Origin of the sequence: Bradyrhizobium sp. SMVTL-02 (assembly GCF_051853005.1) — a bacterium.
Taxonomy (GTDB): domain Bacteria; phylum Pseudomonadota; class Alphaproteobacteria; order Rhizobiales; family Xanthobacteraceae; genus Bradyrhizobium.
Genome location: NZ_CP182469.1, coordinates 4,613,940 through 4,639,075, shown reverse-complemented (window position 1 = coordinate 4,639,075; position 25,136 = coordinate 4,613,940). Strand labels below are relative to the sequence as shown.

The window sequence follows — 25,136 nt, the reverse complement described above, 5'->3', positions numbered from 1 at the left end:
ATCACGCCCTGAGGGAGAAGAAGCATGCTGGGTCGCCTCAACCACGTCGCGATCGCGACCAAGGACGCCGTCAAGGCGGCAAAGATCTACGGCGCGGCATTCGGCGCCCAGATTTCCGAGGCCGTGCCGCTGCCCGAGCACGGCGTCACCACCGTGTTCGCGACACTGCCCAACACCAAGATCGAGTTCATCGAGCCGCTCGGCGAGGCATCGCCGATCGCAAAATTCATCGAGCGCAATCCCGACGGCGGCATCCACCATGTCTGCTACGAGGTCGTCGACATCATTGTCTCGCGCGACACGCTGGTGAAGGAGGGCGCCCGGGTGCTCGGCGACGGCGTGCCGAAGATCGGCGCCCATGGCAAGCCGGTGCTGTTCCTGCACCCGAAGGATTTTTCCGGCGCCCTCGTCGAGATCGAGCAGGCTTAAGGCCCCATGGCCATCCAGATCTCGACCGCCCTTGCGATCTACTTCGTCATCTGGTGGATCGCGCTGTTCCTGACTCTGCCGTTCGGCGTGCGCAGCCAGCACGAGGACGGCGTCGGCGCTCCCGGCACCGACCCCGGCGCGCCGATCCTGACGCGGATGGGCCGCAAGCTGATCTGGACCACGATCATCTCGGCCGTCATCTACGGCGTCGGCCTGGCGGCCTACCATGCCGGCTATCTCTCGATCGAACGCCTGTCGAAAATGATGGGCATGCCGTTTTAGGTTTCTTCGTGCGGCGCATCCTTCGAGACGCCCGCTTTGCGGGCTCCTCAGGATGAGGGCGGAGTGCGCGGCAACAGTTTCAACGGGCTCCGATGTCCGTTAGCCTCCTGGGGGACCGCGAAGCGGTCGTCTCGAGGCGTGGGCTTGCTTCGTTGCGTCACTCGCCTAGATTTTTGCGCTTGTTTCATTGTTCGGGGGCATCAATGACTTTTCAGAGGATCGTCGTCGCGCTTCTGGTGCTGATTGTGGCCGGGATCAGTGCCATCGGCTATCTCGAATGGAAGATCGCCGTTCAGGCCCGGACGCTGAAGGCGTTCGTCGAGGGCTATGTCTTCAACGAGGCGGTGATGGCCTGCGAGCAGGCCAAGAGCTCGACGCCGTTCAAGTGGAACGGCGGCAAGAGCACCTCGGTGATCGGGCTGAACTCGGTCAAGCCGGACAAATACAACGTCGTCGCCAGCTACACGCTGGTGGCGGATAGCGTCTATTGCGATTACGATCCGATCAAAAGAAAGGCCGAGATCGGCTCGAGCTTCCTGGAGCGGGAGTAACGATCCGGCCCATGCCAAGTGCATGATCCGGACTTCCGCAGATCATGCTCAAATGAGGGGTGGGATCGTCATGACCGGGGACCGGGCAGGGGACTATCGGATTCTGCATGAGGCGGCCTTGCGGGACTATCTCGCGGGCCTTCCGGACCTGAAGGCGCCGCTCGGCGGCGATCCTGCGTCCTGGGTGATCACCGAGGTCGGTGACGGCAATCTCAATCTCGTTTTCATCGTCAAGGGCGCGCACGGCGGCATCGCGGTGAAGCAGGCGCTTCCTTACGTCCGCCTCGTCGGCGAGAGCTGGCCGCTGCCGTTGTCGCGGGCCCATTACGAATATCTCGCGCTGTCCCGGCAGGCCCAGCTCGCTCCCGGCCTCGTGCCGGCCCTGCTGCATCACAACGAAAAGCTGGCGCTGACGGTGATGGAGCTGCTCGAGCCCCACATCATCATGCGCAGGGGCCTGGTCGCGGGAACGCAGTACCCGCGCTTCGTGGACGACATCACCACCTTCATGGCGCGCACGCTGTTCTTCACCTCCGACCTCGCACTCTCTGCGGCCGAGAAGAAGGACGGCATCGCCGCTTTCGCCGGCAACCACGCGCTCTGCAAGATCACCGAAGATTTGATCTTTACCGATCCCTACCGCATTGCCGAACAGAACCGCTGGACGGCACCGTATCTCGATGCTCTGGCCGCGGAGCTGCGCGACGATCTGGAGCTGCATGTCGCCATCTCCCGGCTGAAGCTGAAGTTCATGGCGAGCCCCGAGGCCATGATCCACGGCGACCTGCACACCGGCTCGATCATGGTGACGGACGGCCAGACGCGGGTGATCGACCCCGAATTCGCATTCTACGGCCCGATGGGGTTCGACGTCGGCGCGGTACTGGCCAATCTGCTGATGGCTTATTTCGCCTCCGCCGGCCACGAGCGCGCGCCGGGCGAGCGGGCCGCGTTCGAGGGCTGGGTGCTGGAGGCGGTCGAGCAGGTCTGGACCGGGTTCGCCGGCAAATTCCTCGACCTCTGGCGCGCCGGCGCGGCCGGTGACGCCTATCCGCCCTCGCTCTTTCCGGGCGAGAAGGGCGCCGCGCGGCTGGAGGCCGAGCGGCAGGCCACCATGCAGCGCCTGTTCACTGATGCGATCGGCTTCGCCGCAGCCAAGATCATCCGCCGCATCTTCGGCCTCGCCCACAACATCGATTTCGAGCTGATCGAGGACCCCAGGCAGCGGGCGATCACCGAAGCCCGCGCCGTGCGGCTGGCGCGCACGATGATGGTGGAGACGGGGACATTTCGGACGATCGCTGACGTCACAGGCGCCGCACGAAAACTGCGCGACTGGATGCCGGAGCTGTCAAACAAGGCGTAGCGCGAGCTGTGCCTCCAGGCTCCGTCATTGCGAGTGTAGCGAATCAATCCAGAATCTTTCGGAGGCGGCACTCTGGATTGCTTCGTCGCAAGGGCTCCTCGCAATGACGGTGGAGAGAGCTGCGCTCGCAATGACGAGGCGAGAGGCCGGCGCCGGCGCGTCAATAGAGATGCATCGGCAGCAGGAAACCGTTTGAGCCGCAGCCGAGCCCAGCCTCACTGACCGCGGCCCGCCACGTTGACCTTTCCCCCGAGGTCCCGTCGAAAGACTGCCTCAGGAACCGGCGTCGATTGCCACCAAAAGGAAGCTTGCTTTCGACAGGCGACGAATGATCAAATCTGTTGCGGAACAAACCTGCTTGTTGGGGGACTCACGATGTTCAGGATGATTGCGATCGTCGCCGGGTTGGGACTGGCGCTCGCCGGATCAGTGGAGGCCCAGACGCCGCGCAAGGGGGGAACCATCCGGATGACGGCGCCCTACGGCTCCAGCTTCACGAGCCTCGACATTCATACCACCCAGCGCGCCCAGGACGAGATCTACGCCAAGGCGCTGCACCGCTCGCTCTACATCTGGAATCCCGCGGAAGGAAAGCCGGTCCTGGAACTCGCCAAGGAGGACGTCGTCTCCGGTGGGGGCCTCGTTCACACCTTCAAGCTGCGCGATGACGCCTATTTCCACAATGGCCGCAGGATGACCGCCGACGACGTCATCTGGTCCTACAACCGCATCATGGATGGCGCCAAGGCCTATCCCGGCGCGCGCTATGTCCGCGTGATCGAGGGGGGCGCGGCCGTGGAGAAGGGCCAGGCCAAGGATATTTCCGGCCTGAAGAAGATCGACGACTTCACCATCGAGATGAAGCTGACCGAGAAGGTCGATCCCGGTTTCTATTTCTTCACCGCACTGACCTCGATCTATCCCGCCGACGAGGCCGCCAAGGAGAGCTTCATCCAGAAACCGATCGGACTCGGCCCCTTCAAGTTCGTCGAGCACGTGCCGGGATCGCGCGTCGTCCTGGAGCGGTGGGACCGGTTCTACAAGCCCGGTAAGCCCTACGCCGACAAGGTCATCGTGTCCGTCATGGGCGAGGCCGCGGCACGCGATGTCGCCTTCCGCAACAAGGAGATCGATACCTCGGTGCTGGGACCTGCGCAGTATGTCGCCTACCAGTCCGACGCCGACCTCAAGGGCACCATCGTCGAGGTCGCCGAGGTCTTCACGCGCTACATGGGGATGAACACCTCGTTCAAGCCGTTCGCCGACAAGCGCGTCCGGCAGGCGATCAACTATGCGATCGATACCGACCTGATCATCAACAAGCTGGTCAAGGGCAAGGCCTATCGCGCCACCAGCTGGCTGCCGCTGACTTCGCCGCTCTACGATAAGACCATGAAGCCGTACGGTTACGACCCCGCCAAGGCCAAGCAACTGCTGACAGAGGCGGGCTATCCCAACGGCTTCGAATTCGAATGGACCACCAGCCAGAACGAGAGCTGGGGCCTGCCGATCGTCACGGCCGTGATCCCGATGCTGGACAAGGTCGGCATCAAGGCGAAGGTCAAGCAGGTCGAGACAGCGGTGCTGGCGGAGGTGGTTCGCACCGGCGACTATCAGGCCTTCATCTATTCCCAGCAGACCGGACCGGATCCCCAGGCCGCGTTGAAATGCTTCCACTCGGCGACGCCGCAATCGGCCTGCAATTACATGAACTACAAGAACGCCGACTTCGACAAGTTGATGGACGAGGCCGGACAGGCCGACGACGTCGCCGAGCGCGGCCAGCTGCTGCGGAAGGCCAATGCGCTCCTCTACGAAGAGGCGCCGGTCTGGTTCTTCAACTACAACAAGGCGGTCATGGCCGTGCAGCCCTGGCTCCACGGAGTTCAGTTGAACGCGACGGAGCTGACCCACCAGAACGTCGAAGACCTCTGGGTCGACGAGACCTCGCCCGCGAAGTGACACGCGCGCTCCCTCCAGCGCCACGGGCGAGGGAGGGAGCGGGGAAAAGTTGAGATGCTCGCGTTCCTGATCCGTCGCCTCCTGCAGACCATTCCGACCGTGCTCGCCGTCGTGCTGCTGGTCTTCGTCCTGTTCAGCGTTGTTCCCGGCAGCATCGTCTCGACCATGAGCGACGACAGCGATCCGCAGGTCGAGCTGCGCATGAAGAAGCAGCTCGGCCTCGACCAGCCCGTCTACATGCGCTTCGGCGCCTATGTCGCGAGGCTCGCGACCGGTGATCTCGGGGCCTCGTTCCGGACGCGTGAGCCGGTGACGATCATGATCGCCAAGCGGGCATGGCCGACACTGCAACTGATCTTCGCCTCCATGGCGTTTGCGGTCCTGCTCGGCGTGCCGCTCGGCTTCGTCGCGGCCTTGCGGCCGGGCAGCCTCGTCGACACCGTGTCGATGGTCCTGGCGGTGTCCGGCCTGTCATTGGCCAAATTCTGGCTCGGACTGCTGTTGATGTACCTGTTTGCGTTGAAGCTCGGGTGGCTGCCGAGCTTCGGGTATGGCGACGGCGGCCTCAAATATCTGATCCTGCCGGCCGTGACGCTCGGCGTCTCGCCGATGGCGCTGCTGGCGCGCACGACGCGCGCCGCGGTCCTGGAGATCATGACCGCCGACTTCGTCCGCACGGCGCGCTCGAAGGGCATGAGCGAGACCCGGGTCGTGAAGTGGCACGTGATGCGCAATGCACTCGTCCTCATCCTCACCACCATGGGCCTGCAGTTCGGCGCGCTGATGGGGCAGGCGGTCGTGGTCGAGAAACTGTTCTCCTGGCCCGGCATCGGCTCGCTGCTCGTGGACAGCGTCCTGCAGCGCGACATTCCCGCCGTCCAGGGCTCCATTCTCGTGGTGGTGCTGTTCTTTCTCGCGATCAATCTGCTGATCGACGTGCTCTACGGCGTGATCGATCCCAGGATTAGATACGCATGAAGCTCCGCGCCAATCTCGTCATCGGCGGGTCGTTGTTCGCGCTCGCGATCATGGTCGGCCTGCTCGCGCCCTGGCTGGCGCACACCGATCCCGTCATGGACGCCAATCTGATGAACGCGGAGGAGCCTCCGAGCTGGACCTGGTGGTTCGGCACCGACGGGCAGGGCCGCGACATCTATTCCCGCGTCCTGTACGGCGCGCGCGTCTCGCTGACGGTCGGCATCGTCTCCCAGCTCATCAACAGCGTCATCGGCGTGGCGCTGGGCCTGAGCGCCGGCTATTTTGGCGGCTGGTGGGACGATGTCGTCAACGCCCTGACCAATCTGATGCTCGCGATCCCCTCGCTGATCTTCGCGCTCGCCATCATGGCGGTGCTCGGCCCCGGCCTCACCAGCCTGTTGATCGCACTTGGGCTGACCAACTGGTCCTTCACCTGCCGCCTCGCACGCGCCTCCGCGCTGTCGCTACGGAACCAGGGCTATGTGCAGGCGGCAACCGTGCTCGGCTACGGCGATCTGCGCATCATGATCACGCAGCTGCTGCCGAACATGTTAGGGCCGATCGTCGTCATCGGCACGCTGGGCATGGGCAGCGCGGTCCTGTCCGAAGCCGCGTTGTCGTTCCTTGGCCTCGGCGTCCGCCCGCCTTTCCCGAGCTGGGGCAGCATGCTGTCCGAGGCTCGCGACCAGATCACCACGGCGCCTTGGCTCTCGCTGTTTCCGGGCCTTGCGATTTTCCTGACGGTGCTCGGCCTCAATTTGCTCGGTGACGGCCTGCGCGACATCCTCGATCCCCATTCCCGGAGCCGGCGGACATGACGGCCTCCCCGCTGATCGAGGTCGAGGATCTCCGCATCGATCTCGATGACGGATCGCGGCGCGTTGCGGCGGCCGAAGGCGTTTCGTTCCGCATCGATCGCGGCGAGACGTTTGGCCTTGTCGGCGAGTCCGGCTGCGGCAAGAGCATCACGGCGCTCGCCTTGATCGGCCTGCTGCGGTCGCCTTTGTCGATCGGCGGCGGTGTCATCCGGTTCGAGGGACGGGAGATCCAGAACCTTTCCGCCGCCGGGCGGCGGGAGCTGCGCGGCAACCGCATCGCCATGATCTTCCAGGAGCCCATGACGGCGCTGAACCCGGTCTCTCCCGTGGGCCGGCAGATCGCCGAGATGTTCGTGCTGCACAAGGGCAAGAGCTGGCGGGAAGCCAACCAGCTGGCTGTCGAGGCGCTGGCGAGCGTCCGCGTGCCCGCGCCGGAGCGTCGCGTCAACGACTATCCGCATCAGCTGTCCGGCGGCATGCGCCAGCGCGTCATGATCGCCATCGCGCTGGCCTGCGGTCCGGATCTCCTGATCGCGGACGAGCCGACCACCGCGCTCGACGTCACCGTGCAGGCCGAAATCATAGAGCTGATGCGGAATCTGTGTGCCGAGCGGGGAACGGCGATCCTGATGATCAGCCACGATCTCGGCCTCGTCGCCAATGTCTGTCGCCGCGTCGCCGTCATGTATGCCGGCCGCATCGTCGAGGAGCGTGGCTCGGCCGATATCTTCCGTGCGCCGTCGCACCCCTATACGGAGGGCCTCGTCGCTTCGCTGCCGCGGCTGGGCAGCCGCGCCGCGCTTGGCCGTACCCGGCTCAAGGAAATCGCGGGCGTCGTCCCGGCGATCACCGGTTTTCCGGACGGCTGCCGGTTCAATCCGCGCTGCGCGCGGGCGACCGACATCTGCCGGACGGTCGCGCCTCAGACGGATGTCCTCGAGGCCGGCGGTTTCGTCAGGTGTTACCACCATGCATGAGCCGCAGCGGAAGCCGGACGACGATCTCATCGTCAGGGTCGAGGATCTCGCGGTTCATTTTCCGCTCGGCGGCGGCTTGTTCGGTCGCGAGCGGCGGCTGCTCCGTGCGGTCGACGGCGTCGATCTCAGCTTGAGGCGAGGGGAGTGCCTCGGCCTCGTCGGCGAGTCCGGCTCGGGCAAGTCGACGGTCGCCCTGTCGATCCTTGGCCTGTTGAAGCCGACGCGCGGCCGGGTCGTGGTGGACGGGCGGGAGGTCGTGACGGACAGCCGGTCCGCCGATCGCAAGGCCCTGGCGCGTACCGTGCAGATCGTGTTTCAGGATCCTTACGCCTCGCTCAATCCGCGCCAGACCGTGCGCCGCACGCTCGAGGATCCCCTGCGTGTGCATGGCGTGACCGCGAAGAGCGAGATCGAGGACCGCGTCGCGACCATGCTCAAGCATGTGGGCCTGCGCCCCGAGCAGGCCGACCGCTACCCGCATGAATTCTCCGGCGGCCAGCGCCAGCGCATCGGCATCGCGCGCGCGCTGATCCTCAATCCCAAAATCGTCATCTGCGACGAGCCGGTCTCGGCGCTCGACGTCTCGATCCGCGCCCAGATCATCAATCTGCTGCTGGAACTGAAGGACACGCTCGGCCTGTCCTACATCATGATCAGCCACGACCTCGGCGTCGTCGAGCACATGAGCGACCGCGTCGCGGTGATGTATCTCGGCCGCATCGTCGAGAATGGCGACTGGCGCGAGATCTTCGAGCGCCCCGCGCACCCCTATACGCAAGCCCTGATCTCCGCGATCCCCGATCCGCTGCGCCATGCACCCCTGGCGACCACAGGCGGCGACCTTCCCAACCCGCTCAATCCGCCGAATGGCTGCGCCTTCAGCCCGCGCTGCCGTTATGCTGTGGACGTGTGCCGCCACGAGCCAGGGCCGTTGCTGGAGACGCGAGCCGACGGGCATGCGGTGCGATGCTGGCGGGCGGACGAGATTGCGGGACGGACGCAATTGGCTTCGACCGAGGGCGGGCATCGTTAAGGATGGAAGGCGCGTCCGTCGCGGACAAGAGCGACGCTCTATTCTAGTGGCCCGCCAGTCACTTTCGGTTGCCCTGACGGGCGGACGATTTTTTGAGCCCGCCCATGGGCAATCGCGTGGGGTTGATCCTTGGCGAGGTCCAATCGCGTACCGCCCCATTTTCATGTGTGCTACTACGTTCGCGAGCAAAATGTAGCAGGAAAGGCAGATCATGACTGACGATCAGGTCAATCTCGTCGTTCAGCACCTTTGCGAGCAATTGCACTTGGCGCTCCGATTGAAGGGCAGCGAAGCACATCCGCCAAACGCCAAGGATATCGGATTCGATCCGGCCTCCGTGCGAACCGTATTGCTGACCGGCTTGCGTTCGGCGGGTGTCACGACCCACCACGAGGCGGTCGGGAAGAGCGAAGAGCCGCCGTGGTCCTGAACACAAGACGCGGGGAAGAAGCCTCGCGCCAATGTCTCAGTTGGGTCAGCCGCAGACAAATCCACTACAGCGTCCATGGGTCCGTTAAGGGCTCAAAAGCGGAAGTCGGCTCTTGGCTGAATGAAAGAGGCCGCCAACTGAGGCGGCCTTACTCCTGCCGCCACATCGTCATTGCGAGCGCAGCGAAGCAATCCAGAATCCCTCCGCGGAAACACTCTGGATTGCTTCGCTACGCTCGCAATGACCGTGGATGGACCGGCCTTTTCGAGCCGGCTGCCGATGATGACATCCTACCCCTGTTTTGCCCGACGCGTCGCAATTTTTTGGTGCAGTCGCGCTCGCGCCATGGCGGGCTCGGTAAACGGCTGAACTCCCACACAGTTTCTACTGTGCATGGGGTTGTTTTCGCACTTTATGTTTCGAGCGCCGTCTACTCCGCCGCTTTTTCCCTCAAGCGCTGGGCGTAGACGTTGATGATCAGCGCGGCCAGCAGGATCAGCCCGCGGATCAGGATCTTCAAAAAGCTGTCGATGTTGACGTGGTCGAGGCCGTTGTTGAGCACGCCGAGCACGAACAGCCCGACGATGGTGTTGCCGATGCCGCCGCGGCCGCCGAACAGGCTGGTGCCGCCGACGACGACGGCAGCGATGGAGTCGAGCAGGTACGTGTCGAACTCGTTCTGCTGCGCGCTGCCGAAATGGGCAACACCGAGCATGCCGCCGATGCCGGAGCAGACCGCGGAGATCACCATCACCGCACCCAGGATGAGCTTGACGTTGAGGCCGGAATATTCGGCTGCCTCGCGATTGCCGCCGACCATGTAGACGTAACGGCCGAAGCGCGTGTAGGTCAGCACGAGGTGCCCACCGAGCAGCATGATGGCGGCGACGATGACGATCCACGGGATGCCGCCGATCGATCCCGAGCCGAGCGTCGTGATCAGGCCCGGGACTTTGTAGGCGATCTGGCCGCGCACCAGCAGCGCCGAGATGCCGGCCGCGATCTGCATCATCGCCAGCGTCATGATGAAGGAGGGAATGCCGATCACGGTCAGTCCCAGCGCATTGACGAGGCCGAGCAGGGCGCAAAGCAGGATGGACAGGATGATCGCGACCGCGCCTGGCAGGGGAATGTTGGCGATGTTGACGTAGGATTCCTGCAGCGTGAAATAGGCGACCGCGATGCCGGTGACGTTGGCAATGCTCGCGATCGACAGGTCGATCTCGGCGCAGAGGATCACGAAGGTGAGGCCGACGGCGATGATGCCTGTCACCGACACCTGGGTCAGGATATTGCCGAGGTTGTCGAGCGTCGCGAAGGAGGGGCTGGCGAAGGCGAAGAAGGCGGAGAGAAAGATCAGCGTCAGGAACGGCGCGATGTTGCGCATCTGCGAGCGCAGGAAGGGCGCAGGGCCTCGCGCGCGTCGCCCGGTCGCGAAAGCCGTCTCACTGCTCGCCATTGTGCTTCTCCGTCACGCCGCTTCCAGCAGGCGATCCTTGCTGACCGGCTCGTTCTTGAACTCCCGCACCAATGCGCCGCGCTTGAGCACGAGGATGCGGTCGGCCAGCGACAGCACCGTTTCCGGCTCGGTCGACAGCACGATGATCGCGAGCCCCCTGGCGCGGAGGTCGCGGACGATGTTGATGACATCGTTCTTGGCGCCGACGTCCATGCCGCGGGTCGGCTCGCACAACACGAGCAGTTTTGGCGGGTAGGTCAGCCATTTTGCCAGCGCGACCTTCTGCTGGTTGCCGCCGGAGAGCATGCCGAGCTCGAGGCCGACGACGGGCGGCCTGATCTGCAACTGCTCGACCTGCCGCTTCGCGATGTCGCGCTCCTGTGCCGGCTTGAGCAGCAGGGAGGAGATGCGGTCGAGAATGCTGATCGAGATGTTCTTGTAGACCGGCTCCTGGTGAAACAGCATGTCGCGCCGGCTCTCCGGCACCAGCGCCACGCCGGCGCGCCGCGCCGCCGCCGTGCTGGCGAAGGTCTTTGGCGTACCCTCGACCGCCAGCGTTCCGCTGTCCGGCCTTAGCTTGCCGAACAGGATGCGCGAGAGCTCCTGCTGGCCGCAGCCCATGAAGCCGTAGATGCCGAGCACCTCGCCGGCGCGCGCCTCGAAGGAGACGTCCTTCAGGCTGCGTGAGAGCGAGAGCTGGTCAGCCTTCAGGACCACTGCACTATCGCTCGGCTGGGGCAGCATCAGATCGTCGGAGTAGCTGTGCTCGATCGCCTCGCCGCCGCGGCCGATCATGGCCTCGATCAGCGCGCCCTTGCTGGTCGCCGCGCTCGCGGTCTCCGCGACCTTCCGCCCGTTGCGGAACACGGTCACGGTGTCGGACACAAGCAGGATGTCCTCGATGAAATGCGAGATGAAGACGATGGCGGTGCCTTCCTCGCGCAGCCGCCTGAGCGTCGTGAACAGGCGTTCGACCTCGGGCGGGGAGAGGGCGGAGGTCGGCTCGTCCAGGATGACGATGCGCGCGCCGGAGAACAGCACGCGCGCGATCTCGATCAGCTGCTGCAGCCCGATCGGGAGATCGCCGAGCCGGGTCATCGGATCGACGTCGATGCCGAAACGGGCGAGCTGCTCGCCGGCCTCGCGCGCCATCCGCCGCCATTGCACGAGGCCGAGGGCGTTGGTCGGCTGGTTGCCGAGGAAGACGTTCTCGGCGACCGTGAGATCGGGGGCGACGGAGAGCTCCTGATGCACCATCGCGATGCCGGACGCATGCGCATCGCGGGCCGAACGAAAATGCGTCTCCTTGCCGTCGATCAGGAAACGGCCGGAGAACTCGGTGTGCACGCCGGCGATGATCTTCATCAGGGTGCTTTTGCCGGCGCCGTTCTCGCCGACGAGACCGTGGATCTCGCCGGGAAGAAGCGCGAAGTCGACACCACGAAGCGCTTCGACGCCGCCGAAGCTCTTCGTGATGCCCTGCAGTTCCAGGATGGGCGAACGCACCTCAGGCATGAAAGATCAGATCTTGGAGACTCAGATCAGGAAGTGATCCTGCATCCACTGCATCCCGGCGGCGTTGGCCTTGGTCACCACGGGGCCGTCCGTGACGACGTTCTTGGGAATGCCCTGTCCGCTCTTCTCGCCGCCGACCACGGCGGAGACGCCTGCGATGATGGCGCCGCCGTGGATGCGGCAGGACGGATTGCGCACGGTTGCGAACATGCGACCTTCGCTCACCGCCTGGATCGCCGGCGGCATGGCGTCGACGCCGCCGATCAGGATGTTGGTGCGGCCCCGCGCCTTCATGATGTTGGCCGCCGCAAGCGCCATGTCGTCATTGTGGAAGAACGCCGCATCGATCTGCGGATATTTCGTGAGGTATGTTTCCCAGAGGCGAGCGGTCTTCGACACGTCCCAGTCGGCCGGCTGGGTGTCGAGCACCTCGATCCCCGGGAACTGCTTGACGACCGAGTTGAAGCCCTTGGCCCGTCCTTGCGCGCCGGTATGTCCGAGCGCACCTTGCGTCATGATGATCTTGCCCTTGCCGCCCATGGCGTTGCACAGCGCCTGCGTCACCGAGGCGCCCATGAACTCGTTGTCGGGGGCAAGGAAGGAGTGGACGTTGATCTGGTCCAGCGGCGCGATCAGCGTGTCCATGTCGATCACGGGCGTGCCGGCGTCGATCATCTTCTGCACCGGCTGGGTGAGGGTGCCGATGCCGAACGCCTGGATCGCGACGAAGTCCCATTTCTGGGACGCCATGTTGTCGATCGCCGCGCGCTGCTTCACCGCATCGAGCTGGCCGTCGAACCAGGTGACTTCGACGTTGAACAGCTTGCCCCAGAATTCCGCCGCCTGCTTGCCTTGCGCGCACCAGGTGGCCTGAAGGCCGGCGTTGGAGAATGCCGCCTTCAGCGGCTTCTCGCTGCGTCCGACTTCGGCGGCCAGTGCTGGATTTATGCCCATGCTGCCGAACAGGGCAGCCCCGGCGCCGGCGGCCGCCGCCGCCTGAAGAAGATCGCGCCTCGTCGTCGAGAAATCTTTCGTCCCGGACATCGCTCGCTCCCATATATCTTGTCGTCGGCGCGTCATTGCCTGCGCGACCGATGTCCGAAAGTCTCTCACAAGAGTTGTTGGCACTCAATCTGCGAGCGGCGTGAGATCAGCGCAGCCCGTGCCGCGATCCCAAACTCTGCTCGATCGGATTGGGGGAAGCATTCATCGGCTTTGAAGCCATGTGGGCAAAAAAAGAGCGGGGCCCTGGCCCCGCTCAAAAATTGTGTCGACCCTATTATCCCCGATCTTAAGATTTGATCTTGATTGACGGGGCGACGCTGCATTTTGCGCGCCAGGGGCTCCTCCCGAGACTTGGACCACCAGGCCTCGACCTCGCGGTCGGCGCCTGAGCAAGAGGATGCTAGATCAACTTTTCTCACTTGTCATCATTTTCGGCAACGATTGTTCAAAATAAGAGCAGCTAACGAAATGATCGGGCTTTTGGCCATCTAACCATATGACATATATGAGAAATCTGTGGATGGGCGGGTTGCTTGGCTGCCTCAATTGGCGGATCCCGCCCCTCGGCGGCGGGTCCCGATCTCAGATTTGAGGAAATTTGCGCGGGACCCAGCCGGCGGCGGAACTGGCCTCGACTTGGGTGCCGGCGCGGTGTTTAGTTAGCGCACGAACAAATGGTTCGGCGGATGCGCGCACGGCTGCAAAAATTCCTACCTCTGGTCCTGCTTGCTTTGGTGATGCAGGTGCTGGCGCCGATTGCCGCTTGTCTCGCGGCAGGGCAACCCGTGGCCGATCCGCTGTCCGCCGCCGTCATCTGCCATAGCACGGGCGACCAGGGTGGCCTGAACGATCGGACCGGCTCGCCGACTGCGCATGCCGGCACCTGTGCCCTCTGCTGTCTAGCGCAGGCAAACGCTTCGCTCGATTCGCCGCCGCAGACAGCGTTCGCCATTCCCCTCCGCTACGCTGAACGCGTGGCGTGGCATCGAGCGGACGCATCCGCTCTTGCAAGCCATCGGGGCTCAAACGCCCGGGCGCGCGCACCCCCGCACTTTTCCTGACCACCCTCGTGATTGCCGCGGTCCGTCCGCTGGCGATCGATGCTGTCGAACAGCCGGGAAGAAAGCCGGCGTCAGGAATACCCCATGTTACGTTGCCATGCCCCTCGCGGCGTGAGCGTCGTCGCCATCCAGGCGGCGCTGCTTGCGTCGTCGAGCGGAGTTTTCGCCCAGAGCGGCGACGCCGTGCTGCCGCCGGTCACCGTCGTTGCGCCCGCCGCCGTGAAGCCGAACCCGCGCAAACCGTCGGTGCAGACGACTGTCGCCCGGAATCGGTCGGCAAAGCCCGCCCCCGTGCGCGCGGCTGCCGTCATCGCGTCCGAGCAGGGGGCTGGCAGCATCCGGCCGTCGCTGGAGCCGCCGGCTGCTGTGACGCGCTATCAATTGCCACAGCGCTCCTTCAGCGTCACGGCAAAGGAGGTCGATGAGACGATCAATCTCAAAGACCCCGAGGATGCCGTCAAATACATGCCGAGCTTGTTCGTCCGGAAGCGCAATGACGGGGACAACAATGCCGTGCTCGCGACGCGAAGCTGGGGCCTCAATTCCAGCTCGCGGACATTGATCTACTACGACGATCTCCTGATCTCGGCGCTGATCGGCAACAACAACACCAATGCCTCGCCGAAGTGGAACTTGATCTCGCCGGAAGCGATTGGTCGGATCGACTACCTCAACGGTCCGTTCGCGGCCGCCTATCCCGGCAACTCGATCGGCGGCGTGCTGCTGATCTCGTCAAGGATGCCCGACAAGCCGTTTGCGGCCGCCAAGGAAACAGTCTCGGTGATGCCGTGGAATCAATACGGCACCAAGGACACCTACGTGGCCAGCCAGACCAGCGCGGCCGCCGGCAATCGCGAGGGCCAGCTGTCCTGGCTCGTCAGCGCCAACTATCTCGACAGCTACCAGCAGCCGCTCACCTATACGACGAGCGGCGGCATCCCGGCTGGTACGACCGGTGCGTTTCCCGCGCTGAACAAGCAGGGCATCCCGGCCAACGTGGTTGGTACCGGCATCCTCGCGCATTCACAGCAGACGTCCGGTAACGTCCGCGTCGCCTATGACCTGACGGCGCAGGTCCAGGCGACCTATTCGTTCGGGATCTGGAACAACCACCAGGTCTCCGATCCCCAGACCTACTTGAGATCCGCTGCGACCAGCGCTCCGACATTTGCGGGCCTGTCGGGATTTGCCACGGGCAAATACGTATGGGACCAAACCCACGTCAGCAATGCCGTCGCGATCAAGAGCGACACCAAGGGCACCTACGATTTCGACCTTTCGGCTTCGAGCTACAACTATCTCCAGGACATCCAGCTCAATCCGTTCACCGTCACGCCAACGGGCGTCGGCTATTCCCAGAACGGGAAGATCACGAGGATGGACGGCACCAACTGGCAGAATGCCGATGCCAGGGGAATCTGGCGGCCGTTCGGTTACGACGGACCGCACGAGGTCAGCTTTGGCCTGCATGGTGATCGTTACCGCCTCGAAAGTCCGGTCTATGCGTCGTCGGTGTGGTATGCGACGGCAGACACCGGGACGGGCACGCTCTATTCGCAAGGGCAAGGTGAGACCCGCACCGGTGCAATCTGGCTTCAGGATGCCTGGAGAATCCTTCCAAATCTGAAGCTCACGCTCGGTGGACGATTCGAGACCTGGCGAGCCCAGGACGGCTTCAATATCAGCACCGCGACGAGCGCTGCCGGCGCGATTACATCGACCGCGGCGGTCCAACAACCGCAACTCGCCTCGACGAATTTTTCACCGAAAGCCTCGCTGTCCTTTGACCCGAACAAGGACTGGAATGTCACGGCAAACTTCGGGCAGGCCTATCGTTACCCGACCGTCATGGAGCTCTATCAGAACCTGACGGTCGGCGGCGTGGCGACGATCGCCAATCCCAACCTCTTGCCCGAGCAGGATCTTACGGGCGAGCTGAACATCGAGCGCACATGGAGCGACGGCCGCGTCCGGTTGACTCTGTTCCGGGAGCACACCGATCATGCGATCATTTCTCAGACCAACCTCGTCACCAACCCGGTCACGAAGGTGCAAACGCCGACGACAGTGATCAGCAACGTTGATGCGATCAGGTTGCAGGGAATCGAGTTGTCCGCCGACAAGGACAATGTTCTGGTCAGCGGTCTACAGCTGTTCGGCAGCGTGACCTATGTCGACTCGCGTATCCTGGCTGACGCGGGCTGGGCGGGATTTGATCCCTTGACGAACCTGCCCACGACCGTGATCGGCAAGCGCGTCCCCTTCGTGCCCGACTGGCGCGCCAAGTTCGGCGTGACCTACCGGCCGAACGACAGCTGGGCCTACACGGTCGCCGCACGTTACAGCGGCAAGCAGTATTCGACGCTGGACAACACCGATCGCGTCTCCCACGTCTATGGTGCGTTCGACAACTTCCTCGTTGTGGACTTGAAGGTGCACTACAACGCGACGAAGAACTTCGCATTCGACTTCGGCATCGATAATCTCTTCGACGAGCAGTATTTCCTGTTCCATCCATTCCCGGGGCGAACCTTCGTTCTCGCCGCCAAGTACACGTTCTGACGGGTGGGGCGATGTTGACGACAAGAAAGGCAAACGACATGAACAAGTTCTCACGCATCTTCGCGCTCGTGGCGCTCTCCGCCGCAATGTTCGCAGCCCCGGTGCGCGCCGAGGACGTCAAGGCTGGCGATCTCGTCATCTCGCAGGCCTGGAGCCGGGCGACGCCGGGCGGCGCCAAGGTCGCGGGCGGCTATCTGACCATCGAGAACAAGGGGACGGCCGCGGACAGACTGGTCAGCGTTTCCGCCGAGATCGCGGGCAAGGCCGAGGTTCACGAGATGGCGATGGACAATGGCGTGATGAAGATGCGTCCGCTCGACAAGGGGCTGGTGATCGATCCCGGCAAGACCGTGAAGCTGGCGCCCGGCGGCAATCATTTGATGCTGCAGGAGCTGAAGGGGGCGTTCAAGCAGGGCGACAAGGTTCCGCTGACGCTTCAGTTCGAGAAGGCCGGCAAGGTCGCCGTGTCTCTCGATGTGCAGGCCGTAGGCGCGCAGGGGCCGGGCGATGGCGGGCAGAAGAAGATGCACGACCATTCGGGAATGAAAATGTGACGAGCATGATCTCGTTTCCGGGAGAACGAAGATGCTGAAAATGTCTTGGCTCATTTTTGCTGGCTTGTTCGCCGCATCGCCTGCGGCGGCTCATGTTTTTCTGGAGAGCAAGCAGGCCAAAGTCGGAGCGTCCTACAAGGCCGTGTTTGCGGTCCCGCACGGCTGCGCGGGCTCGCCGACCGTCAAAATCCGCGTGCAGGTCCCGGAAGGGGTGATCGCGGTGAAGCCGATGCCGAAGCCGGGCTGGACCATCGACGTCGTCGAAGGCAAATACGCCGCCGAGTACGACTATCACGGCAATAAGCTCTCCTCCGGCGTCAAGGAGGTCGCATGGTCCGGCGGCAAGCTGTCAGACAAGAACTATGACGAGTTCGTCATGCACACGGTGCTGACCGACACGCTCAAGCCGAACACGACGCTGTATTTCCCGGTTGTGCAGGAATGCGAGACCGGCGTCAGCCGCTGGATTGAAATCCCGGGGGAAGGGGCAGGGGATTCGCATGAGAGCAAGTCGCCGGCGCCCGGGGTGAAGCTGCTGCCAAAACCCTGATGCGCCTCTTCGCCGCGCTCGCGACGCTGGTTCTGATCGTCGGCTTCGCGACCGACGCCATGGCGCATGCCGCGCTCGTCTCGGTCGATCCGGCGAGCGGCAGCATCTTGAAGGCCGCACCGAAGGCGGTGGAGCTGCGCTTCAACGAGGCGGTGACGTCGGGCGCAATTCTGCTGATCGATGGTGCGGGCAAGGAACGGGAGGACGCGCGCATCGACGCATCGGGCGAGATCATTTCGATTGTGATCCCGCCGGACCTGCCGAAAGGCACGGCCGTGGTCAGTTATCGCGTGATCTCGCAGGACGGCCATCCCGTCGCGGGATCGGTGATCTTCTCGGTCGGCGCTCCGACCGCAACGAAGCCGCCTGCCGGTGCGGCCGGCGGATTGAGCGCGCTGATCTGGCTGGCGCGGATCGGTCTCTATCTCGGCCTGTTCGTCGGCGTCGGCGGCGTGTTTTTCGCGCGGTGGCTCGCGTGGTCGATGACGGGCACGACAGTGCCTTTCGTGGCGCTCCTCATCGGCATTCCGGGCGCGGTTGCGTCCCTCGGTGCGCTGGGCCTCGATCTTCTCGGGCTGCCGCCGGCGGCGCTCGTGACGGCTGCTCCGTGGAATGTCGCATTCGCGACCAGCGCCGGCCCCGCGCTGCTCGTGGCGATCGCGGCGATGCTGCTCGCGATCATGGCGCTGCGCAGCGCGTGGTACGCGCGCGCCTTTGCGATGATCGCATTCATCGGCATTGGCCTGTCGCTCGCCATGACCGGGCACGCAGCGACGGCACCGCCCGAGGTGCTGACGCGTCCGGCCGTCTTCCTCCACGGTCTCGGCGTTGCCTTCTGGACCGGAGCCCTCGCGCCGCTCGCCGCGCTGGTGTCGAAGCCGGCGACTGCGGCGCTACCGGTCGTGAACCGCTTTTCGCGGATTGCCGTGCTGGCCGTCGGTGTGTTGGCGTTGACCGGCCTCGGTCTCGCCATCGTTCAGCTCGAAAGGCCATCCGCGCTGATCGACACGCGCTACGGGGCGATCCTCTCGATCAAGCTTGGTCTCGCCGTCCTGCTGCTGGCGCTTGCCGCGCTCAATCGGTTCCGGCTGACATCGGCCCTGGCGCGGGACCACAAAGCCGCGCCCGCGCTCAGACGCTCGATCCTGCTCGAATGCGGGATCGCGCTCGGCATCTTCGCGCTTGTCGCCGGCTGGCGCTTCACGCCGCCGCCGCGGACCATTGTCCCCGAGACGCCGCTGGCGCTCCACATCCACACCGACAAGGCGATGTTCCAGGTACTGGTCTCCCCGGGCAAGGTTGGAGTCGACGACTTCGTGCTCCAGCTCATGACCGGCGAGGGGATGCCGCTGACGGCCAAGCAGGTGACCCTGACGCTCAACCTGCCGGAACGGGGCATCGAGCCGATGGCGCGCGGCGCCTCGCTCGGGCAGGACGGCTACTGGCATGTGCGCAAGGTCGAGCTGCCCTTCGGCGGCCGCTGGCATGTTCGGATAGATGCGCTGGTGACCGATTTCGAGCAGGTCACGCTCGAGGACGAACTCGAGGTGGCGCCGCCGTAACGGGTGAGGCTGAGATTCAAGCTAAACTTGACGGCAACGGAAAAATGACAGGAATTCCGCCGCCTTAGCGGCTTTTCCTCATTCCCGGTCTTGTATTTTCGCTCTTAATCCGGTTTCACTGCAACCCCTCACTGATTCCCAGAGTATTGCCATGCGGTTGTCGCGATTCTTTCTGCCCATCCTGAAGGAAAATCCGAAAGAGGCGGAGATCGTCTCGCATCGGCTGATGCTGCGCGCCGGCATGATCCGGCAGGAGGCCGCCGGCATCTATGCCTGGCTGCCGCTCGGCTTTCGCGTGCTGAAGAAGATCGAGCAGATCGTGCGCGAGGAGCAGGACCGCTCCGGGGCGATCGAGGTGCTGATGCCGACACTCCAACTCGCCGACCTCTGGCGCGAGAGCGGCCGCTACGACGCCTACGGCCCGGAGATGCTGCGCATCGCCGACCGCCACAAGCGCGAGCTGCTGTATGGGCCGACCAACGAGGAAATGATCACCGAGATCTTCCGCGCCTACGTGAAGTCCTACAAGAACCTGCCGCTGAATCTCTATCATATCCAATGGAAATTTCGCGACGAGCAGCGTCCGCGTTTCGGCGTGATGCGCGGCCGCGAGTTCCTGATGAAGGACGCCTATTCGTTCGACCTCAATGAAGCGGCGGCGCGCGTTGCCTACAACAAGATGTTCGTCGCCTATTTGCGCACCTTCGCGCGGATGGGGCTGAAGGCGATCCCGATGCGCGCCGAGACCGGCCCGATCGGCGGCGATCTCAGCCACGAGTTCATCGTGCTCGCCGAGACCGGCGAATCCGGCGTGTTCATCAATCGCGACGTGCTGGACCTGCCGGTGCCCGGCGAGGACGTCGATTACGACAGCGACCTGACGCCGATCATCAAGCAATGGACCTCGGTGTATGCCGCGACGGAAGACGTTCACGATGCTGCGCGGTTCGAACAGGAAGTGCCCGCGGACAAGCGGGTGAACACCCGCGGCATCGAGGTCGGCCAGATCTTCTACTTCGGCACCAAATATTCCGAGCCCATGAAGGCCTTGGTGGCGGGTCCTGATGGTGTCGACGTGCCGATCCATGGCGGCTCCTACGGCGTCGGCGTCTCGCGCCTGCTGGGTGCCATCATCGAGGCCTGCCATGACGATGCCGGCATCAAATGGCCCGAGGCCGTCGCCCCGTTCCGCGCGGTGGTGCTCAACCTCAAGCAGGGCGATGCCGCCGTCGATGCGGCCTGCGAAAAGCTCTATGCCGAGCTCCAGGCCAAGGGCGTCGACGTGCTCTACGACGACACCGACCAGCGCGCCGGCGCCAAATTCGCCGCCGCCGACCTGATCGGCATCCCCTGGCAGATCATGATCGGGCCGAAGGGGCTCGCCGACGCCAAGGTCGAGATCAAGCGGCGCAGTGACGGCTCCCGCGAGACCATGTCGCCTGCGGACGCGGTCGCCCGGCTGGTCGGCTGAATATTGTTCATCGCCCGATATCGCGGCCGCCAATCCGGCCACAATTGACCCCGAATCATGGGATTATCGAGCGATGGACGACACCATGACTGAAACCGTGCAAACCGCGCCTTTCGCGCCATTCGAGTGGATGCTGTCGGCGCGCTACCTGCGGGCGCGCCGCAAGGAGGGATTCATCTCGGTCATCGCCGGGTTCTCGTTCCTCGGCATCATGCTGGGCGTGGCGACGCTGATCATCGTCATGGCCGTCATGAACGGCTTCCGCAAGGAGCTGCTGGACAAGATCCTGGGCCTGAACGGCCACATCCTGGTGCAGCCGCTGGAGTCGCCGCTGACCGACTGGAAGGACGTCGCCGACCGCCTCAGCCAGGTGAAAGGTATCCGGCTCGCCGCACCCGTGGTGGACGGCCAGGCGCTGGCGTCCTCGCCGTGGAACGCCTCGGGCGTCCTGGTGCGCGGCATCCGCTCCGATGATCTCAACAACCTCACCTCGATCGCCAAGAACATCAAGCAGGGCTCGCTCGAAGGTTTCGACGAGGGGCAGGGCGTCGCGATCGGCCGGCGCCTCGCCGACCAGCTGTCGCTGCATGCCGGCGACAGCATCACGCTGGTGGCGCCGAAGGGCGCGGTCACGCCCATGGGCACGACGCCGCGCATCAAACCCTACAAGATCGTCGCCGTGTTCGAGATCGGCATGTCCGAATACGATCTCGGCTTCGTATTCATGCCCCTCGCGGAGGCACAGGCCTATTTCAACCGCAGCAACGACGTCACCTCGATCGAGGTGTTCACCACCAATCCCGATCAGATCGTTGCCTTCCGCCAGGCCGTGACGGAGGCGGCGGGGCGGCCGGTGTTCCTGGTCGACTGGCGGCAGCGCAATTCGACCTTCTTCAACGCGCTCCAGGTCGAGCGCAACGTGATGTTCCTGATCCTGACCATGATCGTGCTGGTCGCAGCGCTCAACATCGTGTCGGGCCTGATCATGCTGGTGAAGGACAAGGGCAGCGACATCGCGATCCTGCGCACAATGGGCGCCTCGCAGGGCTCGATCATGCGCATCTTCCTGATCACGGGCGCCTCGATCGGCGTGGTCGGCACGCTGGTCGGATTCGTCGTCGGCCTCGTGATCTGCCTCAACATCGAATCCATCAGGCAATTCCTCTCCTGGCTGACCAGTACCGAGCTGTTCTCGCCGGAGCTCTACTTCCTGTCGAAGCTGCCCGCCGAGATCGACATCGGCGAGACCACGGCTGTCGTCATCATGGCGCTGACGCTGTCGTTCCTGGCGACGCTGTATCCGTCCTGGCGCGCCGCGCGCCTCGACCCCGTCGAAGCGCTCCGGTACGAGTGAGGGCCTGATGGAGCAGCAGCAGGGGGCTGACGATGTACCGGTCATTTATCTCCACGAGATCAAGCGGCAGTACTTGCAGGGCGAGGTGCCGCTGACGATCCTCGACGGCGCCAAGCTCGCGCTGTGGGCGGGACAGTCGGTCGCGCTGGTGGCGCCCTCGGGCTCGGGCAAGTCGACGCTGCTGCACATTGCCGGGCTGCTCGAAGCACCGGATTCCGGCGAGGTCTATGTCAACGGCGCGCCGACCTCGCAGCTGCCCGATATCGAGCGCACCCAGCTCCGCCGCACCGACATCGGCTTCGTCTACCAGTCGCACCGGCTGCTGCCGGAGTTCTCGGCGCTGGAGAACGTGATGATGCCGCAGATGATCCGCGGCTTGAAGAAGTCCGAGAGCGTCAAGCGCGCCAAGGAGATCCTCGGCTATCTCGGCCTCGGCGACCGCATCACCCATCGACCCGCAGAGCTGTCGGGCGGCGAGCAGCAGCGCGTCGCCATCGCGCGCGCGGTCGCGAACGCGCCGCGGGTGCTGTTCGCGGACGAGCCGACCGGCAATCTCGACCCCGGCACCGCCGAGCACGTGTTCCAGGCCCTGATGCAGCTGGTCAAGGCGACCCACGTTTCCATGCTGATCGCGACCCACAACATGGAACTCGCCGGCCGCATGGACCGACGGGTCTCGCTGTCGAACGGCCACGTGGTCGAGCTCGAATAAGAATACTGCGAAAACAACCCCATGCACAGTAGCCGGGCTGTTTCCGCCAGTGCCGGCCCGACGCCTGCCAGGCGTTTGATGGGCCGGGCAAAACGGCGCCGACGGCGCATCGCCGGGCGGGTGTCTCTTACGGCCTGATCACCGTCAATCTGAACGGCCCGCCATTGGCCGCGGCATGCGCCACGGCATCGTTGGCATGGTCGAGGTCAAAGGCCGTGGTCTGGTATTCCTCCAGCCGCAGCAGCCCCGAGCGCACCAGCGCGATCAGGCGCGCGGCCGCGTCCGGCGGATACATCCAGACGCCGTGGATGCTGATGCAATTACGCATGATCCAGGGGTAGGGCAGCTCGAGTCCAGCGCCGCCGGCCATGCCGACGCCGCCCATCAGCACGACGCGGCCATAGGCGCGCGCCGTCATGATCGCCGCGCGCACCACAGTCGGGCTCACCGAGGGCGGCATGATGTCGAACACGCAGTCGATCGACCCGGGCGCGGTGCGCTTCATCGCTTCGCGGTCGGCGTCCTCGTTCCCACTGAGCCTGACCGGCTTCACGCGGCTGCCGAAGCGGCGGACGAGGTCGGCGAGGATCTTTTCGTTGCGCCCGGGCGCGACCACGCAGGCCGCTCCCATCGCCAGCGCAACCGACACTGCCGCGCTGCCGAAATTGCCGGTGGCGCCGCTGACCAGCACGGTCTCGCCCGCTTGCAAATTGGCGGCGAGGAAGCCGCCATAGGGCACCAGCAGCGTGCCCAGCGCGCACCATCGTGTCGCCTCCTCCGATGTGATCGTGCCGAGGGGTTTGACGTTCTCGGTCGGCACGCGCATCTGCTCGGCGAACGAGCCGTGACGAAAATGCTGTTGCAGGCGCAGGCCGCCGGGACCGGCGGCGGTGAGGCCTTGCAGGGCGATATCGGGCGCCACGGCGTCGTCGCGCGAGCGCACCGTCGGGTCGCAGAACACCCAGTCGCCGACCGCGAGCCTTGTCGCATCCGGGCCGATCGCGCGCACCCGGCCGATGCCCCCCGGACCGGGAACGATCGGAAGGTCGAGCGCGTAGTTGCGTTCGCCGCTGAAGACCTCGTTCATGTAGGACAGCACCCGCGTGGCGACGACGTCGATGACGACCTCGCCGGTGCCGAGCACCGGATCGGGAGCAGTCTCGATCGCGAGCGGCGAGCCGAAGGATTTGAGCACGGCAGCTTTCATGGTGTTTTACCTCAGGGACGGATGAGGGGTTATGCCTCGCCCTTGCAGCGACAAGAAGGCCTGGTATTATCCTAGTATCCCCAAGGCCCTCCATCGCGGGAGCGACATCATGGCCGATCCGCGCCGCGTCGAGTTCGGCGACTTCCTGAGGTCCCGCCGTGAAAAGCTGTCGCCGAAGACCGTCGGGCTGCCCGTCGGCCGGCGGCGCCGCACCGCGGGCCTGCGCCGCGAAGAGGTCGCCCAACTCGCCGGCATCGGCGTCGACTGGTACATCCGCCTCGAGCAGGGCCGCACCATCAGTCCGTCGGTCAGCACGATCGACGCGCTGGCCCGCGCGCTACGCCTCTCGAAGACCGAGCACGCGCATCTCAAGGCGCTGGCGCGCGATGGTGCGAGGGGCGCGTTCACGCGCGAGATCGTGCCGCCGCCGATCCAGCGGATGGTCGAGAGCCTGCCGCATCCGGCCTATATCACCGGGCGGCGCTGGGACGTGCTGGCCTGGAACGATGCCGCCGAGGAGGTCTTCGCATTTGGCCGGTTGCCCGAGGAGGATCGCAACACGCTGCTCCTGATGATGACCAACAAGCGCACGCGGAAATCCTACGGCGCGGGCTGGGCCGATGTGGCCAAGCGAATGGTGGCGATGTTTCGCGCCACCCATGACGTCTGGGCCGGCGATCCGGCTTTTGCGGAATTGCTGGCGCGGCTGCGCGATGGCAGTCCCGAATTCGTCAAATGGTGGGACGCGCACGAGGTGCACGGCACCCTGTCGGGTCGCAAGACGCTGACCCATCCGACAAAGGGCGTGCTGCACTTCGAGCACACCAGCTTTCAGGCCAATGACGATCCGGCGCTGAAGCTGGTGATCTACACGCCGATGTGAGGCGCGAAGACACACACGGGGCGACCGCCGGCTTCCGGCGGCGGCCGCCCGCGGCGGTCTCAATGCTTCAGCGTCTCGACCTCGAAAGTGAACTTGACCTGCATCACGGGGCCACTCGCGTCGCGGACCTCGATCGCCATACGGTGTTGGCCATTCGCGGGAACGGACGAGCAGGCTGCGTCTCGCGCCATATCGACCAATGACCTGGCGGCCTCGACCTGGGCAGCGCGGAGGCCGGAAAGCTCGAGACCTTCCTCGTCGAGCGCTAGCTCGTCTTCGTCCCGAAGATCGAAATAGTAGCGTGGCATCCTGATCTCCAACGCCAGCCGTTCGCCAGCGGTTCGCACCACGACTTTTCACGTCGCGCGTTGTTGGCCCGATCGCTGCCGCCCCGCCACAAGCTGTGCGCGTGTGT

Annotated in this window: 24 protein-coding genes; 19 read left to right on the top strand and 5 right to left on the bottom strand. The window is 64.5% G+C overall.

What is annotated here, in order from left to right; translation table 11 throughout:
* Positions 1-24 precede the first annotated feature (24 nt).
* The 10 genes from mce to ACNJYB_RS21860 all read left to right on the top strand — a co-directional run bounded on the left by mce (position 25) and on the right by ACNJYB_RS21860 (position 8,826).
* Positions 25-429: a methylmalonyl-CoA epimerase gene (gene mce / locus ACNJYB_RS21905; protein WP_439368427.1), complete on the top strand. Its 405-nt coding sequence runs from the start codon at positions 25-27 to the stop codon at positions 427-429.
* 6 nt (positions 430-435) lie between these two features.
* Complete coding sequence (locus tag ACNJYB_RS21900) at positions 436-711, top strand: DUF1467 family protein (RefSeq protein ID WP_439368426.1); 276 nt, start codon at positions 436-438, stop codon at positions 709-711.
* A gap of 203 nt (positions 712-914) precedes the next feature.
* Positions 915-1,262, top strand: coding sequence for a hypothetical protein (locus ACNJYB_RS21895; protein WP_439368425.1), 348 nt, complete (start codon positions 915-917; stop codon positions 1,260-1,262).
* 70 nt (positions 1,263-1,332) lie between these two features.
* Positions 1,333-2,628, top strand: a complete 1,296-nt coding sequence (gene mtnK, locus ACNJYB_RS21890) for an S-methyl-5-thioribose kinase (RefSeq protein WP_439368424.1) — start codon at positions 1,333-1,335, stop codon at positions 2,626-2,628.
* Positions 2,629-3,003: 375 nt separating this feature from the next.
* Entirely contained in the window at positions 3,004-4,590 is a 1,587-nt protein-coding gene (locus ACNJYB_RS21885; RefSeq protein ID WP_439368423.1) for an ABC transporter substrate-binding protein, read from the top strand.
* A gap of 54 nt (positions 4,591-4,644) precedes the next feature.
* Positions 4,645-5,568, top strand: a complete 924-nt coding sequence (locus ACNJYB_RS21880) for an ABC transporter permease (RefSeq protein WP_439368421.1) — start codon at positions 4,645-4,647, stop codon at positions 5,566-5,568.
* Positions 5,565-6,386 carry an ABC transporter permease gene (locus ACNJYB_RS21875; protein ID WP_439368420.1) on the top strand — a complete coding sequence of 274 codons (822 nt, stop codon included), beginning with the start codon at positions 5,565-5,567 and terminating at the stop codon, positions 6,384-6,386. Before ACNJYB_RS21880 ends, ACNJYB_RS21875 begins: the two co-directional genes overlap by 4 nt.
* Entirely contained in the window at positions 6,383-7,363 is a 981-nt protein-coding gene (locus ACNJYB_RS21870; RefSeq protein WP_439368419.1) for an ABC transporter ATP-binding protein, read from the top strand. Before ACNJYB_RS21875 ends, ACNJYB_RS21870 begins: the two co-directional genes overlap by 4 nt.
* A complete protein-coding gene (locus ACNJYB_RS21865; protein ID WP_439368418.1) occupies positions 7,356-8,396 on the top strand; it encodes an ABC transporter ATP-binding protein in 1,041 nt (346 codons plus the stop codon). The genes ACNJYB_RS21870 and ACNJYB_RS21865 overlap by 8 nt, the downstream gene beginning before the upstream one ends.
* A gap of 211 nt (positions 8,397-8,607) precedes the next feature.
* The gene (locus tag ACNJYB_RS21860) at positions 8,608-8,826 is read left to right on the top strand and encodes a hypothetical protein (RefSeq protein WP_063982993.1); all 219 of its coding nucleotides are present in this window, start codon (positions 8,608-8,610) and stop codon (positions 8,824-8,826) included.
* Positions 8,827-9,256: 430 nt separating this feature from the next.
* On the opposite strand, the gene ACNJYB_RS21855 is transcribed toward ACNJYB_RS21860, so the two are convergent.
* Genes ACNJYB_RS21855 through ACNJYB_RS21845 form a run of 3 tightly spaced genes read right to left on the bottom strand, consistent with a single transcriptional unit; the run spans position 9,257 to position 12,844 of the window.
* Positions 9,257-10,285, bottom strand: coding sequence for an ABC transporter permease (locus tag ACNJYB_RS21855; protein ID WP_439368417.1), 1,029 nt, complete (start codon positions 10,283-10,285; stop codon positions 9,257-9,259).
* Positions 10,286-10,297: 12 nt separating this feature from the next.
* Positions 10,298-11,800, bottom strand: coding sequence for a sugar ABC transporter ATP-binding protein (locus ACNJYB_RS21850; RefSeq protein ID WP_439368415.1), 1,503 nt, complete (start codon positions 11,798-11,800; stop codon positions 10,298-10,300).
* 21 nt (positions 11,801-11,821) lie between these two features.
* The gene (locus ACNJYB_RS21845; protein WP_439368414.1) at positions 11,822-12,844 is read right to left on the bottom strand and encodes a sugar ABC transporter substrate-binding protein; all 1,023 of its coding nucleotides are present in this window, start codon (positions 12,842-12,844) and stop codon (positions 11,822-11,824) included.
* Positions 12,845-13,491: 647 nt separating this feature from the next.
* Here ACNJYB_RS21845 and ACNJYB_RS21840 point away from each other — a divergent pair.
* From ACNJYB_RS21840 to ACNJYB_RS21805, 8 genes are all read left to right on the top strand, one after another.
* Positions 13,492-13,866, top strand: a complete 375-nt coding sequence (locus ACNJYB_RS21840; protein ID WP_439368413.1) for a DUF2946 domain-containing protein — start codon at positions 13,492-13,494, stop codon at positions 13,864-13,866.
* An 84-nt stretch (positions 13,867-13,950) separates the two neighbouring features.
* Positions 13,951-16,428 (top strand): TonB-dependent receptor, encoded by a 2,478-nt coding sequence (locus tag ACNJYB_RS21835; protein WP_439368412.1) that lies wholly within the window; start codon positions 13,951-13,953, stop codon positions 16,426-16,428.
* Positions 16,429-16,466: 38 nt separating this feature from the next.
* Positions 16,467-16,982 (top strand): copper chaperone PCu(A)C, encoded by a 516-nt coding sequence (locus ACNJYB_RS21830; RefSeq protein ID WP_439368411.1) that lies wholly within the window; start codon positions 16,467-16,469, stop codon positions 16,980-16,982.
* A gap of 31 nt (positions 16,983-17,013) precedes the next feature.
* Positions 17,014-17,532: a YcnI family copper-binding membrane protein gene (locus ACNJYB_RS21825; RefSeq protein ID WP_439368409.1), complete on the top strand. Its 519-nt coding sequence runs from the start codon at positions 17,014-17,016 to the stop codon at positions 17,530-17,532.
* Entirely contained in the window at positions 17,532-19,094 is a 1,563-nt protein-coding gene (locus tag ACNJYB_RS21820) for a copper resistance CopC/CopD family protein (RefSeq protein WP_439368407.1), read from the top strand. The genes ACNJYB_RS21825 and ACNJYB_RS21820 overlap by 1 nt, the downstream gene beginning before the upstream one ends.
* A gap of 151 nt (positions 19,095-19,245) precedes the next feature.
* Positions 19,246-20,565, top strand: coding sequence for a proline--tRNA ligase (gene proS / locus ACNJYB_RS21815; RefSeq protein WP_439368405.1), 1,320 nt, complete (start codon positions 19,246-19,248; stop codon positions 20,563-20,565).
* 73 nt (positions 20,566-20,638) lie between these two features.
* Positions 20,639-21,919 carry a lipoprotein-releasing ABC transporter permease subunit gene (locus ACNJYB_RS21810; protein WP_439368403.1) on the top strand — a complete coding sequence of 427 codons (1,281 nt, stop codon included), beginning with the start codon at positions 20,639-20,641 and terminating at the stop codon, positions 21,917-21,919.
* A gap of 7 nt (positions 21,920-21,926) precedes the next feature.
* On the top strand, positions 21,927-22,631 hold the full coding sequence (locus ACNJYB_RS21805) for an ABC transporter ATP-binding protein (protein WP_439368402.1): 705 nt from the start codon (positions 21,927-21,929) through the stop codon (positions 22,629-22,631).
* Between the two features lie 127 nt (positions 22,632-22,758).
* Here ACNJYB_RS21805 and ACNJYB_RS21800 read toward each other — a convergent pair whose 3' ends face one another.
* Positions 22,759-23,838 carry a zinc-binding dehydrogenase gene (locus ACNJYB_RS21800; protein WP_439368400.1) on the bottom strand — a complete coding sequence of 360 codons (1,080 nt, stop codon included), beginning with the start codon at positions 23,836-23,838 and terminating at the stop codon, positions 22,759-22,761.
* 109 nt (positions 23,839-23,947) lie between these two features.
* Between ACNJYB_RS21800 and ACNJYB_RS21795 the strand changes: the two genes are divergently transcribed.
* Entirely contained in the window at positions 23,948-24,721 is a 774-nt protein-coding gene (locus ACNJYB_RS21795) for a helix-turn-helix transcriptional regulator (protein WP_439368399.1), read from the top strand.
* 59 nt (positions 24,722-24,780) lie between these two features.
* On the opposite strand, the gene ACNJYB_RS21790 is transcribed toward ACNJYB_RS21795, so the two are convergent.
* Complete coding sequence (locus ACNJYB_RS21790; protein ID WP_439368398.1) at positions 24,781-25,029, bottom strand: DUF6894 family protein; 249 nt, start codon at positions 25,027-25,029, stop codon at positions 24,781-24,783.
* Positions 25,030-25,136: the final 107 nt, after the last annotated feature.

Excerpts from the sequence above, each read along its gene's own strand:
- mce (WP_439368427.1), top strand. The coding sequence starts at position 25 with ATGCTGGGTCGCCTCAACCACGTCGCGATCGCGACCAAGGACGCCGTC.
- ACNJYB_RS21900 (WP_439368426.1), top strand. The coding sequence starts at position 436 with ATGGCCATCCAGATCTCGACCGCCCTTGCGATCTACTTCGTCATCTGG.
- ACNJYB_RS21895 (WP_439368425.1), top strand. The coding sequence starts at position 915 with ATGACTTTTCAGAGGATCGTCGTCGCGCTTCTGGTGCTGATTGTGGCC.
- mtnK (WP_439368424.1), top strand. The coding sequence starts at position 1,333 with ATGACCGGGGACCGGGCAGGGGACTATCGGATTCTGCATGAGGCGGCC.
- ACNJYB_RS21885 (WP_439368423.1), top strand. The coding sequence starts at position 3,004 with ATGTTCAGGATGATTGCGATCGTCGCCGGGTTGGGACTGGCGCTCGCC.
- ACNJYB_RS21880 (WP_439368421.1), top strand. The coding sequence starts at position 4,645 with ATGCTCGCGTTCCTGATCCGTCGCCTCCTGCAGACCATTCCGACCGTG.
- ACNJYB_RS21875 (WP_439368420.1), top strand. The coding sequence starts at position 5,565 with ATGAAGCTCCGCGCCAATCTCGTCATCGGCGGGTCGTTGTTCGCGCTC.
- ACNJYB_RS21870 (WP_439368419.1), top strand. The coding sequence starts at position 6,383 with ATGACGGCCTCCCCGCTGATCGAGGTCGAGGATCTCCGCATCGATCTC.
- ACNJYB_RS21865 (WP_439368418.1), top strand. The coding sequence starts at position 7,356 with ATGCATGAGCCGCAGCGGAAGCCGGACGACGATCTCATCGTCAGGGTC.
- ACNJYB_RS21860 (WP_063982993.1), top strand. The coding sequence starts at position 8,608 with ATGACTGACGATCAGGTCAATCTCGTCGTTCAGCACCTTTGCGAGCAA.
- ACNJYB_RS21855 (WP_439368417.1), bottom strand. The coding sequence starts at position 10,285 with ATGGCGAGCAGTGAGACGGCTTTCGCGACCGGGCGACGCGCGCGAGGC.
- ACNJYB_RS21850 (WP_439368415.1), bottom strand. The coding sequence starts at position 11,800 with ATGCCTGAGGTGCGTTCGCCCATCCTGGAACTGCAGGGCATCACGAAG.
- ACNJYB_RS21845 (WP_439368414.1), bottom strand. The coding sequence starts at position 12,844 with ATGTCCGGGACGAAAGATTTCTCGACGACGAGGCGCGATCTTCTTCAG.
- ACNJYB_RS21840 (WP_439368413.1), top strand. The coding sequence starts at position 13,492 with ATGCGCGCACGGCTGCAAAAATTCCTACCTCTGGTCCTGCTTGCTTTG.
- ACNJYB_RS21835 (WP_439368412.1), top strand. The coding sequence starts at position 13,951 with ATGTTACGTTGCCATGCCCCTCGCGGCGTGAGCGTCGTCGCCATCCAG.
- ACNJYB_RS21830 (WP_439368411.1), top strand. The coding sequence starts at position 16,467 with ATGAACAAGTTCTCACGCATCTTCGCGCTCGTGGCGCTCTCCGCCGCA.
- ACNJYB_RS21825 (WP_439368409.1), top strand. The coding sequence starts at position 17,014 with ATGCTGAAAATGTCTTGGCTCATTTTTGCTGGCTTGTTCGCCGCATCG.
- ACNJYB_RS21820 (WP_439368407.1), top strand. The coding sequence starts at position 17,532 with ATGCGCCTCTTCGCCGCGCTCGCGACGCTGGTTCTGATCGTCGGCTTC.
- proS (WP_439368405.1), top strand. The coding sequence starts at position 19,246 with ATGCGGTTGTCGCGATTCTTTCTGCCCATCCTGAAGGAAAATCCGAAA.
- ACNJYB_RS21810 (WP_439368403.1), top strand. The coding sequence starts at position 20,639 with ATGGACGACACCATGACTGAAACCGTGCAAACCGCGCCTTTCGCGCCA.
- ACNJYB_RS21805 (WP_439368402.1), top strand. The coding sequence starts at position 21,927 with ATGGAGCAGCAGCAGGGGGCTGACGATGTACCGGTCATTTATCTCCAC.
- ACNJYB_RS21800 (WP_439368400.1), bottom strand. The coding sequence starts at position 23,838 with ATGAAAGCTGCCGTGCTCAAATCCTTCGGCTCGCCGCTCGCGATCGAG.
- ACNJYB_RS21795 (WP_439368399.1), top strand. The coding sequence starts at position 23,948 with ATGGCCGATCCGCGCCGCGTCGAGTTCGGCGACTTCCTGAGGTCCCGC.
- ACNJYB_RS21790 (WP_439368398.1), bottom strand. The coding sequence starts at position 25,029 with ATGCCACGCTACTATTTCGATCTTCGGGACGAAGACGAGCTAGCGCTC.